The sequence below is a fragment of the Simiduia aestuariiviva genome, from assembly GCF_014192475.1.
In the GTDB taxonomy this organism is placed as follows: Bacteria; Pseudomonadota; Gammaproteobacteria; order Pseudomonadales; family Cellvibrionaceae; genus Simiduia; species Simiduia aestuariiviva.
The window spans coordinates 792,110-805,974 of record NZ_JACHXZ010000001.1 but is presented as its reverse complement, the minus strand read 5'-3'; the positions used below and the strand labels follow the sequence as shown (position 1 = coordinate 805,974).

12 protein-coding genes and 1 tRNA gene are annotated in these 13,865 nt (G+C 51.2%); 2 read left to right on the top strand and 11 right to left on the bottom strand.

The window, feature by feature from the left end; translation table 11 throughout:
• The first annotated feature begins 235 nt into the window (after window positions 1-235).
• Window positions 236-883 (top strand): lysoplasmalogenase family protein, encoded by a 648-nt coding sequence (locus tag FHS30_RS03665; RefSeq protein ID WP_183908406.1) that lies wholly within the window; start codon window positions 236-238, stop codon window positions 881-883.
• Here FHS30_RS03665 and FHS30_RS03660 read toward each other — a convergent pair.
• Together FHS30_RS03660 and FHS30_RS03655 are read right to left on the bottom strand one after the other, a co-directional pair.
• The gene (locus FHS30_RS03660) at window positions 864-1,442 is read right to left on the bottom strand and encodes a DUF3833 domain-containing protein (RefSeq protein WP_183908404.1); all 579 of its coding nucleotides are present in this window, start codon (window positions 1,440-1,442) and stop codon (window positions 864-866) included. The genes FHS30_RS03665 and FHS30_RS03660 overlap by 20 nt on opposite strands.
• Window positions 1,439-1,951 (bottom strand): chalcone isomerase family protein, encoded by a 513-nt coding sequence (locus FHS30_RS03655; RefSeq protein ID WP_183908402.1) that lies wholly within the window; start codon window positions 1,949-1,951, stop codon window positions 1,439-1,441. The genes FHS30_RS03660 and FHS30_RS03655 overlap by 4 nt, the downstream gene beginning before the upstream one ends.
• Window positions 1,952-2,079: 128 nt before the next feature.
• Between FHS30_RS03655 and FHS30_RS03650 the strand changes: the two genes are divergently transcribed.
• Window positions 2,080-3,489, top strand: a complete 1,410-nt coding sequence (locus FHS30_RS03650) for an MATE family efflux transporter (protein ID WP_183908400.1) — start codon at window positions 2,080-2,082, stop codon at window positions 3,487-3,489.
• On the opposite strand, the gene FHS30_RS03645 is transcribed toward FHS30_RS03650, so the two are convergent.
• From FHS30_RS03645 to FHS30_RS03605, 9 genes are all read right to left on the bottom strand, one after another.
• Window positions 3,486-4,025: a DTW domain-containing protein gene (locus FHS30_RS03645; RefSeq protein WP_183908398.1), complete on the bottom strand. Its 540-nt coding sequence runs from the start codon at window positions 4,023-4,025 to the stop codon at window positions 3,486-3,488. The two genes, FHS30_RS03650 and FHS30_RS03645, sit on opposite strands and share 4 nt — an antisense overlap.
• Window positions 4,026-4,099: 74 nt before the next feature.
• Complete coding sequence (gene pnp / locus FHS30_RS03640) at window positions 4,100-6,223, bottom strand: polyribonucleotide nucleotidyltransferase (RefSeq protein ID WP_183908396.1); 2,124 nt, start codon at window positions 6,221-6,223, stop codon at window positions 4,100-4,102.
• Between the two features lie 308 nt (window positions 6,224-6,531).
• A complete protein-coding gene (gene rpsO / locus FHS30_RS03635) occupies window positions 6,532-6,801 on the bottom strand; it encodes a 30S ribosomal protein S15 (protein ID WP_183908394.1) in 270 nt (89 codons plus the stop codon).
• A 141-nt stretch (window positions 6,802-6,942) separates the two neighbouring features.
• The gene (truB, locus tag FHS30_RS03630) at window positions 6,943-7,890 is read right to left on the bottom strand and encodes a tRNA pseudouridine(55) synthase TruB (protein WP_183908392.1); all 948 of its coding nucleotides are present in this window, start codon (window positions 7,888-7,890) and stop codon (window positions 6,943-6,945) included.
• 10 nt (window positions 7,891-7,900) lie between these two features.
• Window positions 7,901-8,290, bottom strand: a complete 390-nt coding sequence (gene rbfA / locus FHS30_RS03625; protein ID WP_183908390.1) for a 30S ribosome-binding factor RbfA — start codon at window positions 8,288-8,290, stop codon at window positions 7,901-7,903.
• 26 nt (window positions 8,291-8,316) lie between these two features.
• Complete coding sequence (gene infB / locus FHS30_RS03620; protein ID WP_183908388.1) at window positions 8,317-10,992, bottom strand: translation initiation factor IF-2; 2,676 nt, start codon at window positions 10,990-10,992, stop codon at window positions 8,317-8,319.
• A gap of 15 nt (window positions 10,993-11,007) precedes the next feature.
• Window positions 11,008-12,513 (bottom strand): transcription termination factor NusA, encoded by a 1,506-nt coding sequence (gene nusA, locus FHS30_RS03615; protein WP_183909233.1) that lies wholly within the window; start codon window positions 12,511-12,513, stop codon window positions 11,008-11,010.
• A 37-nt stretch (window positions 12,514-12,550) separates the two neighbouring features.
• Window positions 12,551-13,006 carry a ribosome maturation factor RimP gene (rimP, locus tag FHS30_RS03610; RefSeq protein WP_183908385.1) on the bottom strand — a complete coding sequence of 152 codons (456 nt, stop codon included), beginning with the start codon at window positions 13,004-13,006 and terminating at the stop codon, window positions 12,551-12,553.
• Window positions 13,007-13,285: 279 nt separating this feature from the next.
• Window positions 13,286-13,362 (bottom strand) — tRNA-Met (locus FHS30_RS03605).
• Window positions 13,363-13,865: the final 503 nt, after the last annotated feature.

Sequence of the window (13,865 nt, the reverse complement as noted above, 5' to 3'; positions counted from 1 at the left end):
GACGTACACACGGAGTAACTAGGCCATTGAAGGCCAAGGGAAGCGCCCTCAGGATTAAGGGCAAAAAAACAAAGGTCAAGGAAAAAGGATCACGGACGGTTCAAGACCACATCTTAGGGAAACGGATTAAAAAGCCAGCTATGCTGGCTTTTTTTCTATGCCTTGAAACAATTAACAGACTTCACAGGCACGGCTATTCTCGTATACTGACCCGAAGCACTTTTAAGGTCGAGCCATGCACATCCCTACACTTTCCATAACCAGCCTATGGCGCACATTTTACGTTTCTAGCGCCATCTATTTAATCAGCTTATTTTTTAATCTGCCTATTTATCCAGCCGCCCTTTTAAAAGTCATTCCCTTGCTGAGCCTACTGTGGATCAGCTTGCAGAGCATCGCCGCGCCCAAATTTCTCAGCATTGCTCTGGCATTTTCTGCGCTAGGCGATCTGCTGCTGGCACTTCCATTAACCCAAAGCTTTGTCTTTGGGCTTTCTGCTTTCTTAGTGGCGCAGCTAGTTTATGCGTTCGGCTTTCTAGCGCGTAAAGCTGTTGCCCTGGAGCGCCAGCATTATCGCAGATTGATATTTGTTGCTTTGGTATGCGTATGCATGGCTACACTAATTCTGCCAAATACCGGTGGGCTAATTCTACCGGTGGCTATTTATCTTTTGGCCATAGCGAGCATGGCGGTGGCTGCTGCTCTGTTTGCACAGCGCAGCGCGGCGGTATTCTCGGGAGCACTATTATTTGTGCTGTCGGATGGGCTCATCGCGATAAATAAATTTATCATTCCTTTTGTTGGTAGCGATTTAGCAATCATGGCCACCTACTATTCGGCGCAAGCCCTCATTACTTATGGTGTTATGCGTTATCATCGCTAGCGCTACAATCGGCTGTCGCTGTCGCTGACTTTTGAAAAAACAACGTCACCTTGGCTACGGTCACGCCCCACTTTTTTATTTCCGCGATGTTAAACAAATGCTGGCTGTCCAATTGATACATCCAGTCATCAAAGTTAACGCGATAGACCGAACCATCAACAGGCAAATCCATGGTGTAACGCCATTGCAGTGCGAAGCCGCTGGAGACACCCTCGGCGCTGCCAACGATATCCGCGGCTTCGCCAGTGTAAGTGCGGCCATCTAGCGTTCGCTCGATTTTCCACTGGCGGAACTGGGTTTCACCGTCATCGTAAACGAAGTGCTCATCGAGCACTAACCGACCCCCCTCCATACAACCACTCAAATCCACCTCAAATCGACGCACAACTTTGCCACGGTAATCAGTCACCATTCCCCAAGCCCGGCTGCTGCCAGAGAAAAACGTCATTAAGTCTACAGCCTTGGGTGCGGATGGCTCGCTGGATTCATAGCTACTAATTTGTGTGCAGCCTGTGATAGCCAGTGCCATCACAATATAAATGGACAGAATAAATTTCATGGCTGAATACCCGACAGTTGCGCGCGTAATTTGGGATAACTTGCGTCTGGATGCAACCAAATCGCAGCAAAGGTCTCTGCAAACTCTTCAGCAGACACAATACCGATTGGGCGCTTGTTCAGTAAAAACTGGGCACGCTCTTGGCTATCTACCCACATCGTTAACGTATCGTTGGCTTTCACGTTTGGCCAAATGTCAGCTAACTCCGTGAGCCATTGCTCGGCACGCGTATCGTAGAGCCCAAGGCGTTGCCACTCAGTGCGCGTCTTTTCTATCAAGTCGCTCCCGTCAATGTCGCGGTAGTATAGAATTTCCAGAGTAAACGAAGCCGGCAACTGTCGAAAATCAACGATGCTTTCGCCAGCACAGGAATAAGTGCTGGCTCGATAAATTTTAAATCCCCAAACTCTCAACTCCGCCGCACCAACTGCCTTCAAGCCTGCGGGCGTCTCACAGGGCAGAGCCACCAATGAATAGCAAAGCAGTCCAAGAAACACTAACATCTTCATTCCGAACACCATTCTTTAAATTCTACGCTGTGATACGGCACTGAGCGTCCGCTGGATCGCTCTGTGTGAAATTATAGCCACTAGACTCGGGTAGAATGGCCCGATTTACATTGAGCTAATCGCCATCTATGAGTAGTACTCAGGAACCCATAACCGGAACCAGCCAAGTCCTCGACAAAGGGCTCTGGGGCATGACGCGCCCCATGCTGCTTGAGCAGGCGCTGGTACTAAGCATTCCAATGACCGACTTGTTTTTTCTAAGCCGTGTCTCAGACAACGCTGCCGCCGCCGTGGGGGCCATCACGCCCATCCTTTATTTCTCGTTTACCTGCCTTTGGGTAGTGGCCTTTGCCGGCTCAAGCCTCACGTCGCAGCGCATGGGTACCAACGACTATGGCCAGGCCAATACCACAATTGGCGTTTACGGTATTTGGCTGGTACTACTCAGCATGCTCGCCACCGCCATGGTTTTTCACGGCGGCCCTGTGGTATCAGGGTGGATGGGACTGGAATTGGGTATTAAAGTCGATGCAGACACCTATTTGCGCATCACTGCATGGATGATCGGCATATGGGGGGTACACGCATTGACGCACAGCATTCTGACTGTGTACGGTCTGCCGCACTGGAATTTAATCGCCAATAGCGCCTACTTTGTATCCAATGTGCTGGGCAATAGCTGTGTGGTTTTTGGACTCTTTGGTCTCCCTAAACTGGGCTTAATCGGAGTCGCCTGGGTTAGCGTTTTTTCATCACTCATCGGTGTATTAGTAGCGTTATTCGCCATCTACTGGCGACTAAAATTGAGTATCGTTTGGGCAAATGTGCGGCGGGATTTTAAACGGCACTCTCGTCAGCTGGGCCGTATTGCATTACCGAGTATTGCCGAGCCACTGTCGTTCGACGCTCAGATGATCGTCCTCAGCGCAATCGTGGCTGTTGGCGGCGCCACTGAACTTGCCGCTCGCGCCTACACCTTCAACACATTTATGGCGCTGTTAATCTTCACCATTGCTATCAGTACGGCTACCGAGGTATTGGTGGGACAGCGCGTGGGCGCCAAACAATTTGCCAAGGCAAACCGCCAATTACATCAAAGCCTCAAAGCTGCTTTATTTGGCGCATGCGGTCTTGGCATTACATTGACACTCTTTGCTCCACAGATCATGTCACTGTATACCAATGACAATACTATTCTCACCATGGCCTATGTCTATTTCGGTTTATCGGTATTAACTGAGCCGGGCCGCACCACCAATATTATCGTCGGCAATTCATTGCGCGGTACCGGTGACGGCTGGTTTATTTCTATTGCAGGATTACTCTTTAGTTGGTGCATCGCGGTACCACTAGCATGGTACTTTGCAATTCACCTAGATATGGGGCTGATCGGGGTTTTGATTTCTGCACTGATCGACGAAAGTTGTCGATCATTAATCTACTACCGACGCTGGCGGCAGGGACACTGGCAACACAAAAATGCCATTGCCATGGAAGAGGCGCAACAAAGGCTCAATCAAACGGGCCACGGCATCTAACAACGCACTCGCGGCTGAGCCATGAATGCCAAGAATTGGGCGTGTAGGGCCCGCGCACTTGTTGCGCGGCCGGCCAAATATAGGAGCTCTATCGCACATTCAACTGTGCACAGGCCTCCGGGGCGTTGATTGCGTCGAAGGCGAAATAATGAAGGTGCCTCACGGGACAGACTCAAGCGCGCAACATCTGTTAAGTAAGGACTTTGATTGACCATCTTCTGCGCTTGTTGCCATGTGGCATCAATTAATATCACCGTAGGATTTTCACCCAGTGATTCCGCCAATTGATCATTGATAGCGTTTTGCTGGTGCGACTCAGGCAGGCATTGTAATGACTTACCCGGCCGATCTGCCAAAGGGTAGAGCAACCAACAGTTACCCGTTGCTATGGTTGCTAGGAGCGCAGTGTCCGGCGCTTTCCGAGCCCATATAATCTGGCGTGTAGCCACCTCAGGCTGTGCCAGTAGCAGCTGGCCCGTGTTGGATTTCTTAGCCAACTCGCGTGCGTGACATAGCAGAATAAATTCCATTGCCATCGGACTGAACATTCCCTCTTCGACATAAAAAAGCCCCGGTAAAAACCGGGGCTTTGATCTGACACTAAAAGCGCTTACTCAGCTTCGGGGGCAACATCTGTTGATGCCGCATCTTCTGCAATCGCTTCTTTGATAGAAAGCTTAATGCGACCACGCTGATCCACATCCAAGCACTTCACGCGAACCATTTGACCTTCTTTGAGGTAATCGTTCACGTCATTGACGCGCTCGTCAGCAATCTGTGAAATGTGCACCAAACCGTCTTTACCTGGTAAGAAGTTTACAAACGCACCAAAGTCTACAATGCGCACTACTTTACCTTCGTAGATGGTGCCAATTTCTGCTTCAGCAGTAATGGCGCCAATGCGATCCAAAACAGCGCGAATGACATCACCATTGGCACCAAAAATACGAACTGTGCCGTCATCTTCGATATCAATTGATGCGCCCGTTTCCTCAGTCATAGAGCGAATAACGGCGCCGCCCTTACCGATGATGTCACGAATCTTGTCCGGATCAATTTTGATCACTTCAAAGCGCGGTGCGTTGTCGGAAATCTCACCACGTGGCTTAGCGATAACTTTGTTCATCTCAGCCAAGATGTGCAATCGGGCGTGCAGCGCCTGCTCGAGAGCGATCTCCATGATCTCTTCAGTGATACCTTCGATTTTAATGTCCATCTGCAACGCAGTAACGCCATTGGCGGTACCGGCCACTTTAAAGTCCATGTCACCGAGATGATCTTCGTCGCCCAAAATATCGGTCAATACAGCAAAGCCGTTATCTTCTTTCACCAGGCCCATAGCAATACCCGCTACAGGTGCTTTCAAGGGCACGCCAGCGTCCATCAATGCCATGCTGGTACCACAGACCGATGCCATAGAGGATGAACCGTTAGATTCGGTAATCTCACTAACAACGCGAAGGCTGTATGGGAATTCGTTCATGTCGGGCAGCATTGCCGCAACACCGCGACGTGCTAAACGACCGTGACCAATTTCACGACGACCCGTTGCACCCATACGACCACACTCGCCCACAGAATAGGGTGGGAAGTTGTAGTGCAACATAAAGGGATCTTTGCGTTCACCTTCTAGTGCATCAATGATCTGTGCATCGCGGGCAGAGCCGAGCGTGGCAACAACCAGTGCTTGAGTTTCGCCGCGGGTGAACAATGCTGAACCGTGTGCCTTGGGCAACACACCCACTTCTACATCGATACCGCGTACGGTTTTACTATCGCGACCGTCGATTCGTGGCTCACCGGCTACTACGCGCGCACGAACGATGTTCTTTTCGAGCTTGCCGAACGCTTCACGGATATTTTCCTTAGTGACGCCAGCTTCGTTATCAACCAACTCTTCAATGGCCTGACTGCGTAGCTCATTGAGGCGATCGTAACGCTTGGCTTTATCTGTAATGCGGTAGGCAACGCCGATTGAATCTTCGAAGCCCTTAACTAACGCGGCTTTCAGCTCAGCATTTTCAGCTGGCGCCTGCCAATCCCACACGGGCTTGGCGGTATCACGAGCCAAGTCGTTTACCGCTTGAACCACGGCTTGTAACTCTTGGTGGGCAAACAATACAGCACCCAACATGATATCTTCTGGCAGCTCATTGGCCTCAGATTCAACCATCAACACGGCGTCTTTTGTGCCCGCGACTACCATGTCCAACTCAGAATTTTTCAACTCCGAGTAACGTGGGTTTAACAGATAACCTTCAGACTGGGTGTAACCAACACGTGCAGCACCGATGGGGCCTGCGAACGGAATACCAGAAATCGACAGCGCCGCAGAGGTACCGATCATCGCGCAAATATCGGGATCGATATCGTTGTTAGCAGACAGTACCGTACACACAACCTGTACTTCGTTTTTGAAGCCCTTTGGAAATAGTGGGCGAATGGGGCGGTCAATTAAACGTGAGGTCAGTGTTTCTTTTTCGCTTGGGCGACCCTCTCGCTTGAAAAAGCCACCAGGAATTTTACCTGCCGCGTAAGCTTTTTCGATGTAGTGGACAGAAAGCGGGAAAAAATCTTGCCCTTCTTTGGCCTCTCTCGCGCCTACAACAGTACACAGTACAGCAGTATCACCTATGCTCGCGATCACAGCGCCATTAGCTTGTCGTGCTACACGGCCAGTTTCGAGGGTGACAGTTTGGTTTCCGTATTGAAACGATTTAATTACAGGATTCACTTATATCGTCCTTTTCTCTTTGCTTTCAAATAATTCTTTAACGTTAATGTAACGAATCTCGCCATCATTTCAGGGCAATGACGGCGCTATGCGAGAACTGCCGCGGCATGATTTTTCTATCTCTGCATGCCTTCGACCTTGTTCTATACCACTCAGCACGCTAGTGCGCACTAATCGCATTCAGTCTTATATTTTTGAAGCATTGAGCCTCAAAAACATAAATTCTCAGTCGTTGTAAGGCGTGAATACACTGAGTAATTCACGCGCTCAGCACATAAAAAAGCGCCCGCTTACGCGGGCACCGAAACTTAGCGGCGTAGGCCGAGTTTCTGAATCAGAGCTGTGTAGCGCTCAGCGCTCTTGCCCTTCAGGTAGTCCAGCAACTTGCGACGCTGGTTTACCATACGGATCAGACCACGACGTGAGTGGTGATCTTTTTTGTTCTCGGAAAAGTGGCCTTGCAGCTTGTTGATGTTGAAGGTCAACAAAGCAACCTGAACTTCAGGAGAACCAGTATCGCCTTCAGCCTGCTGAAAGTCTTTTACGATGTCCGCTTTTTCTAATGCACTTAGTGCCATATCATTCACCTATACGTATTACTACGTTCAATATGCAAGCTGCTTACCACAGATGTGGATATAACAACCGGTTATAAAAGGCCTGCCCGCGCATATTTACAGACAGGTCTGCGCCCCACCGGGGCCATTCGGCAGCTGAATTCAACCACCAGAATTTGTCGCTACTAGCCGTTTAGGCGCCACTCTGCCGTCATCCGCAAGGGTACCAATGCCTAAAAAACCACCAGATTGATCAAAGACACGCACCATATCACCTTCGTCACCCAAGGCAAAGGCCCGCGCATCCATCACCGGGTTCCCCTGCCGGAAATAATAGGCAGTGGCGTCGGGTAGATCCAGTGCAGGTAATTGCGCTACCGGTGCATCTACCGGTAACAACAAGTGATCAAGAGTGTCGGGGTCACCATCGCCACGGGTCTCAATAAGCGCGTCCAAGGTGTACGACTGCGTATCAGTGAACGGGCCTGCTTGGGTGCGATGCAAGGTCGCCACGTGAGCTCCTACCCCTAAAGCCGCTCCTAAATCCTCAGCGATACTGCGAATATAGGTTCCCTTGGAGCAGCTGACGCTAATATCCGCCTCGGCGACTTCGCCCGGGCGAAACGCCAATAATTCGATGGCATAAACGGTAACCTGGCGTGCCTTACGCTCAACTTCGATGCCCTGCCGCGCTAGCTTGTAGAGCGGTTGGCCGTCCTTTTTAAGGGCGGAAAACATCGAGGGAACCTGACTGATTTCGCCTTTAAACGCGGTTAACGCTTGGGCCACTTGAGCTTCGGTCACGTGAGCGGCGCTAATGGTCTCGATGACCTCACCATCCGAATCGCTGGTATCGGTGCGCTGTCCCAGCTTGAAGGTGCTAGTGTAAGCCTTATCAGCATCCAATAAGAACTGTGAGAACTTCGTAGAATCGCCAAAACACAAGGGCAAAACACCAGTAGCCAAGGGATCAAGACTGCCCGTGTGGCCGGCCTTTGCGGCATAAAACAACCGCTTGGCCTTTTGCAGAGCACCATTGGAGCTCATACCACCGGATTTATTGAGGACCAACACACCGCTGATCGAACGGCCTTTCGGTTTTCTTGCCATGAACGATTTGCTACTCGGCGGGTGCGTCTGGGTTCTTAGCCTTATCGTCGGCCACAGCGCGATCGATTAAATTGGCTAGCTGATTACCGCGAATGGTGGTTTTGTCGTACACGAACTGTAATCGCGGGGTGGTGCGTAAATCGAGGTCTTTGGCCACTAAGCTGCGTAAAAAACCCGCAGCCTTATTCAGCACTGCCAATGCCGCTTCACACTCTTCGTCGGTCTCACGACCGACAAATGTGACAAAGATTTTGGCATAAGCTAGATCGCGGGTTACCGCCACATCATTGACATTCACCATACCAATTCGTGGATCGCGAATCTCCTGCTGGATGAATCGCGAAACAGAACGCTGAAGCGCGTCGGCAATCCGATCCGTTCGTTTAAATTCTCGTGCCATATTTGGTACCTCTGCCAAGAGCCCTATTAGAGCTCTCGTGCAACCTCTTTGACATCGAACACTTCGATCTGGTCGCCGACCTTCACATCGTAGTTCTTCACGCCAATACCGCATTCCATACCATTGCGCACGTCTTTGACGTCATCTTTAAAGCGTCGCAAACTCTCGAGCTCACCCTCATAGATAACCACGTTATCGCGCAACACACGGATAGGCTTGTTTCGGTATACAGTTCCCTCAGTCACCATACAACCAGCAACCTGCCCAAATTTTGGCGAACGGAATACTTCACGAACATCGGCAATACCAACAATTTCTTCAACTCGCTCGGGCGACAACATGCCCGCCAGCGCAGAGCGAATTTCATCAAGCAGTTGGTAAATAATGCTGTAGTAACGAATCTCTACCGACTCTGCTTCTGCCAGGCGGCGAGTGCTTGCATCGGCACGTACGTTAAAGCCCAACACAATAGCGCCGGTAGCCAACGCAAGGTTGACGTCGCTTTCGGTGATACCACCCACGCCAGAAGAAACCACATTGACTTCAACTTCTTCGTTACCGATATCTGCCATTGAGCTCAAAATGGCCTCTAGAGAACCGCGCACATCCGCTTTAACAACAACCGAGAGCACTTTTTTCTCTTCGCTGCCCATATTGGCAAACATATTTTCAAGCTTGGCCGCCTGCTGGCGCATCAATTTCTCGCTGCGCTCTTTCTCTTCACGGTGTTCGGCAACTTCACGAGCCTTGCGCTCATCCGGTACAACGGCGAAGTCTTCGCCCGCACCAGGAGCATTGTTTAAGCCCAAAATTTCTACCGGCGTCGAAGGACCTGCTTCTTTAACAGTGGCGCCGTGCTCATTGACCATAGCGCGAACGCGGCCATAGGCCTGACCCGCCAACAGCATGTCACCGCGCTTGAGCGTGCCCTGTTGAACCAATACCGTGGCAATAGCACCGCGGCCCTTGTCAACTCGAGATTCGACAACCACACCTTTCGCGGGAACGTCTACCGGCGCTTGCAGTTCGAGAATTTCGGCCTGCAGCGAGATTGCTTCCAACAACGCATCAATGCCGGTGCCGGTATGGGCAGACACTTCGATGAACTGCGTATCGCCACCCCAATCTTCAGGGATGACTTCGTGTTGAACCAATTCGTTTTTCACGCGATCCGGATCAGCAGCTTCTTTGTCGCACTTGTTGATAGCCACAACAATTGGTACACCGGCAGCTTTTGAGTGCTGAATCGCTTCGATTGTCTGAGGCATTACACCATCGTCGGCTGCCACCACCAGAATCACGACATCAGTGGCCTGCGCACCACGTGCACGCATTGCGGTAAACGCCGCGTGGCCGGGTGTATCAAGAAAGGTAATTTCACCTAAGCTGGTTTTTACGCGATAAGCACCGATGTGCTGAGTAATACCGCCGGCTTCACCATCGGCCACTTTCGCTTTACGGATATGATCCAACAGCGATGTTTTACCGTGATCAACATGCCCCATAACAGTGACGACCGGCGCGCGGCTAATCATTTCACCATCGTGGGCAATAGATAGTTCCAATGCCTCTTCAAGCTCATTGTCGCTCTTGAGTTTGTAGGCATGTCCCATTTCTTCAACGATTAATTGGGAAGTTTCCTGATCCAGAGAATCGTTCAGGGTTACCATCACGCCCATCTTCATCATGCGCTTTATCAGCTCATTGACTTTAATGTTCATACGCGACGCCAAGTCGCTAACGGTAATTAACGGTGGTAATTCTACTTCCAGCACTTTTTTCGCCGTCGGCTTCTTGAAACCGTGTTTGTTATTGAGCTTGAGCGAGCCACGTGCGCGACGCGGTGTTGCCAGTTCATCTTCCAGTTCGTCGAGGCGAGCCAAATCAATACGGGCGCCTTTCTTGGGCGCAGCCGGCGCCACCACTTTCTTACTAGCGCGGTGTCCAGCTTTCTTGGTGTGCTTGGCCTTATCCTCAGCGTCATCAACTTCTACATGGCGCGTCTTCTTAGGCGCAATGCCATGCTTGCCTTTAGTTTCTTCTTCTTTTTTGGCTTTGGCTTCAGCATCGGCACGCTGTTGACGCAACTCTTCTTCAGCGGCGCGCTTGGCCTCTTCGGCCTTCAGGCGCTCTTCTTCTTCCTGCTTGCGGCGCGCATCTAACGCAGCCAATCGGCGATCTTCCATATCGTCGACGCGGGTCGTTGGGGCTTTAGTGGCAGCCGCTTCCTGAGCAGCCGGGGCTTCGGGCTCATCGGCGGGAGTGACAACCTGCTTTTTGGCCTCTGCTTCGGCTTTCGCAGCGGCTTCAGCTTCTGACTTGGCCTGTGCGGCAGCGGCTTCCGCCTCTGCTTTTGCAGCAGCTTCGGCAGCAGCCGCAGCTTCTGCAGCAGCCACTTCAGCTGGATCGCGCTTGACGTAGGTGCGCTTTTTGCGCACTTCGACATTAACAACTTTTCGCGAGGCACCAGAGCCCGTTTTCAGCGTAGTCGTCGTCTTGCGCTTCAAGGTGATTTTACGTGGCTCTGCCACTTCCTCACCGTGACTGCTTTTCAAAAAGCGCAGCAGGGTTTGTTTCTCATCATCAGAAACTGAATCATCAGCCTTTTTATGCTTCAAGCCTGCTTCCTGCATCTGCTTTAGCAGACGCTCTACGGGAGCACCGACTGATTCGGCGAGTTCGCTTACAGTTACTTCAGCCATTCTTTTTCCTCGGTATTATTGCTCGCCTGCGCTGTCTGACTCGTCAGCAAACCAGGGTTCACGTGCTTTCATAATCAAAGCGGCGGCGCGCTCTTCGTCCATACCTGCAATATCAAGCAAATCATCAACAGATTGCTCGGCCAAATCCTCCATGGTGACAACACCATTGGCGGCCAGTAGGTATGCTAAATGTTTGTCCATGCCTTCCATAGTAAGAAGGTCTTCAGCCGGCTCAGTATCCAGCTTTTCTTCCGAAGCCAGTGCCTGGGTTAACAAGGCATCTTTAGCGCGGGCGCGAAGTTCTTCGGCGATATCTTCGTCAAAGCCTTCAATTGCTAGCATTTCTTCCAGTGGCACATACGCCACCTCTTCAAGTGTAGTAAAGCCTTCGTCAACCAACACTTCAGCAACTTCTTCATCTACATCTAATGCAGCCATGAAGTTTTCTACAATGCTGCCAGACTCTTCCTGCTGCTTAGAGGCCCACTCTTCTTCGCTCATGACATTGATGGTCCAACCCGTCAATTCAGACGCCAAGCGAACATTTTGTCCGCCACGGCCAATTGCCTGAGCCAAGTTATCCTCTACAACTGCGACATCCATAGAGCCCGCATCTTCATCTACCACGATGGACTCAATTTCGGCCGGCGACATGGCATTGATAACAAACTGCGCCGGATTATCGTCCCAGAGCACGATATCAACACGCTCGTTACCCAACTCATTGGACACAGCCTGCACACGAGAGCCACGCATACCAACACAAGCGCCAACGGGATCGATGCGACCATCATTGGTTTTCACGGCGATTTTTGCGCGCGAACCAGGATCACGAGCAGCACCTTTGATTTCAATGACTTCTTCAGAAATTTCTGGCACTTCGATTTTGAATAATTCGACGAGCATTTCAGGGCACGAACGGCTCAAATAGAGCTGCGGACCACGGGCATCCGGACGCACATCTAACAACAGCGAGCGAACGCGATCATTCATGCGAAATACTTCGCGGCCGACCAGCTGATCGCGTGGCAACAGGCCTTCCGCATTGTTGCCAAGGTCGACAATTACCGCGTCTCGAGTCACCTTTTTGACCGTACCATTGATGAGTTCACCAATGCGATCACGGTATTCTTCGACGATCTGCGCGCGCTCGGCTTCACGTACTTTTTGTACGATGACCTGCTTTGCAGTTTGAGCGGCAATACGTCCAAAGCCAACGTTTTCCACTTTCTCTTCGTAGACATCCCCTGCCTTTAGGCTGGGGTCTTTTTCCGCTGCTTCTTCTAGCGTGAACTGTGTACCCAGTTCGGCCAAGGTGTCATCGTCGACCACCAACCACTGGCGAAATGTTTCATAGCTGCCATCTTTGCGATCGATAACGACGCGAATGTCAGACTCTTCTTCATAGCGTTTTTTGGTGGCCGTGGCCAACGCAATTTCTATGGCCTCAAAGATCACATCACGGTCGACGCCTTTTTCGTTGGAAACCGCTTCGGCGACCAGCAAAATCTCTTTGTTCATCATGGTTTAGCCTCTTAAATTCCATCTGGTCGCCGCACTAAAATTGCGGGACGATGTTAGCCTTTTCAATCGAATCTATTGGAAACAGGTATTCTTCATTGTCTACCTGCAGAATTACTTCATCGGCTTCTACGCCGCTGATGATGCCACTAAATTTGCGGCGACCATCAAAAGGAATACGCAAACGCAGCTCAGCCTTTTGGCCAGCGAAGCGCTTATAGTGATCGAGTGTGAATAGCGGGCGATCGACACCCGGAGAAGAGACTTCAAGGGTATATTCACCACTGATGGGGTCTTCTACGTCCAACACCGCACTGATTTGGCGACTGACTTTTTCGCAGTCTTCAAGCATAACGCCCGCTTCGCGCTCAATGAATATGCGCAAAGTCGTATGGCGACCTTGGGACAGGTATTCCATACCCCAATACTCGCACTCCAGTGATTCAACCACTGGCGCTATCAACCCTTGCAAGGTTTCTTGCTTTGTTGCCATATCTGTTTCTGTGTTCCCGGAAAACAAACAAAAAATGGGCACTAGGCCCATTCTTATTATGGCCACCCTAGAGGGTGGCATATACGTCGCGTCCGCCCTGTGCCAGGGCTCAACAATTTGCGCATACAAAAAAGCCCCATATGTGGGGCTTCTCGGCGCATCTTGCGACGCAGTTCGATAGCCAAAAGCCGATTCTGGTAATTCGGCCTTCGCCCGACTAATGCCGGCCTAGTGCAGCTAACTATAACCCAGTAAGCCACGGGTACCAAACTTCAAAATTGGTAGCGGGGGCTGGATTTGAACCAACGACCTTCGGGTTATGAGCCCGACGAGCTACCAGGCTGCTCCACCCCGCATCAACAACTTGCTTCAGAGCTGCGCTCTCAACCAAGGCCGCGAATTATAGGGATGCCCCCATGGGCGGTCAACCCCCTATTTGCATTTATTTTATTAAAACAATTACTTAGCTCAGATTGCAGCCAAGCTGCACAAATATAGACCCGGCAGCATATGACGCTACATCGCCGCGCCAGCAGCTGAATAACAGCATCCCCCAGTAGCCGCCAGCCTTTCATCCGGAATCCACCACGCCTGCAATACAGAGTGCGGTGCAGCGCGAACCAATATCATGCAAAGAGCGCCAATAATGGGAGCCCACTAACGGTACCTTAGGACCGCGCACGCGGCCCGCAAGGTAAGCGCTTGCGCGAATCAACGCCGGACGGCGTCCGGACTGGCAAATATAAAAAAAGCCCGATGCATATGCATCGGGCTTCCTTAATTGGTGCCCACTAACGGTACGTTAGGACCGCGCACGCGGCCCGCAGGGTGAGCGCTTGCGCGAATCAACGCCGGACGG

What these genes read in the sequence shown, in the direction of transcription:
- rpsO (WP_183908394.1), bottom strand. Translation starts at nt 6,801, where the DNA reads ATGGCACTAAGTGCATTAGAAAAAGCGGACATCGTAAAAGACTTTCAG.
- FHS30_RS03655 (WP_183908402.1), bottom strand. Translation starts at nt 1,951, where the DNA reads ATGAAGATGTTAGTGTTTCTTGGACTGCTTTGCTATTCATTGGTGGCT.
- FHS30_RS03650 (WP_183908400.1), top strand. Translation starts at nt 2,080, where the DNA reads ATGAGTAGTACTCAGGAACCCATAACCGGAACCAGCCAAGTCCTCGAC.
- rimP (WP_183908385.1), bottom strand. Translation starts at nt 13,006, where the DNA reads ATGGCAACAAAGCAAGAAACCTTGCAAGGGTTGATAGCGCCAGTGGTT.
- rbfA (WP_183908390.1), bottom strand. Translation starts at nt 8,290, where the DNA reads ATGGCACGAGAATTTAAACGAACGGATCGGATTGCCGACGCGCTTCAG.
- truB (WP_183908392.1), bottom strand. Translation starts at nt 7,890, where the DNA reads ATGGCAAGAAAACCGAAAGGCCGTTCGATCAGCGGTGTGTTGGTCCTC.
- nusA (WP_183909233.1), bottom strand. Translation starts at nt 12,513, where the DNA reads ATGAACAAAGAGATTTTGCTGGTCGCCGAAGCGGTTTCCAACGAAAAA.
- FHS30_RS03645 (WP_183908398.1), bottom strand. Translation starts at nt 4,025, where the DNA reads ATGGCAATGGAATTTATTCTGCTATGTCACGCACGCGAGTTGGCTAAG.
- FHS30_RS03665 (WP_183908406.1), top strand. Translation starts at nt 236, where the DNA reads ATGCACATCCCTACACTTTCCATAACCAGCCTATGGCGCACATTTTAC.
- FHS30_RS03660 (WP_183908404.1), bottom strand. Translation starts at nt 1,442, where the DNA reads ATGAAATTTATTCTGTCCATTTATATTGTGATGGCACTGGCTATCACA.
- infB (WP_183908388.1), bottom strand. Translation starts at nt 10,992, where the DNA reads ATGGCTGAAGTAACTGTAAGCGAACTCGCCGAATCAGTCGGTGCTCCC.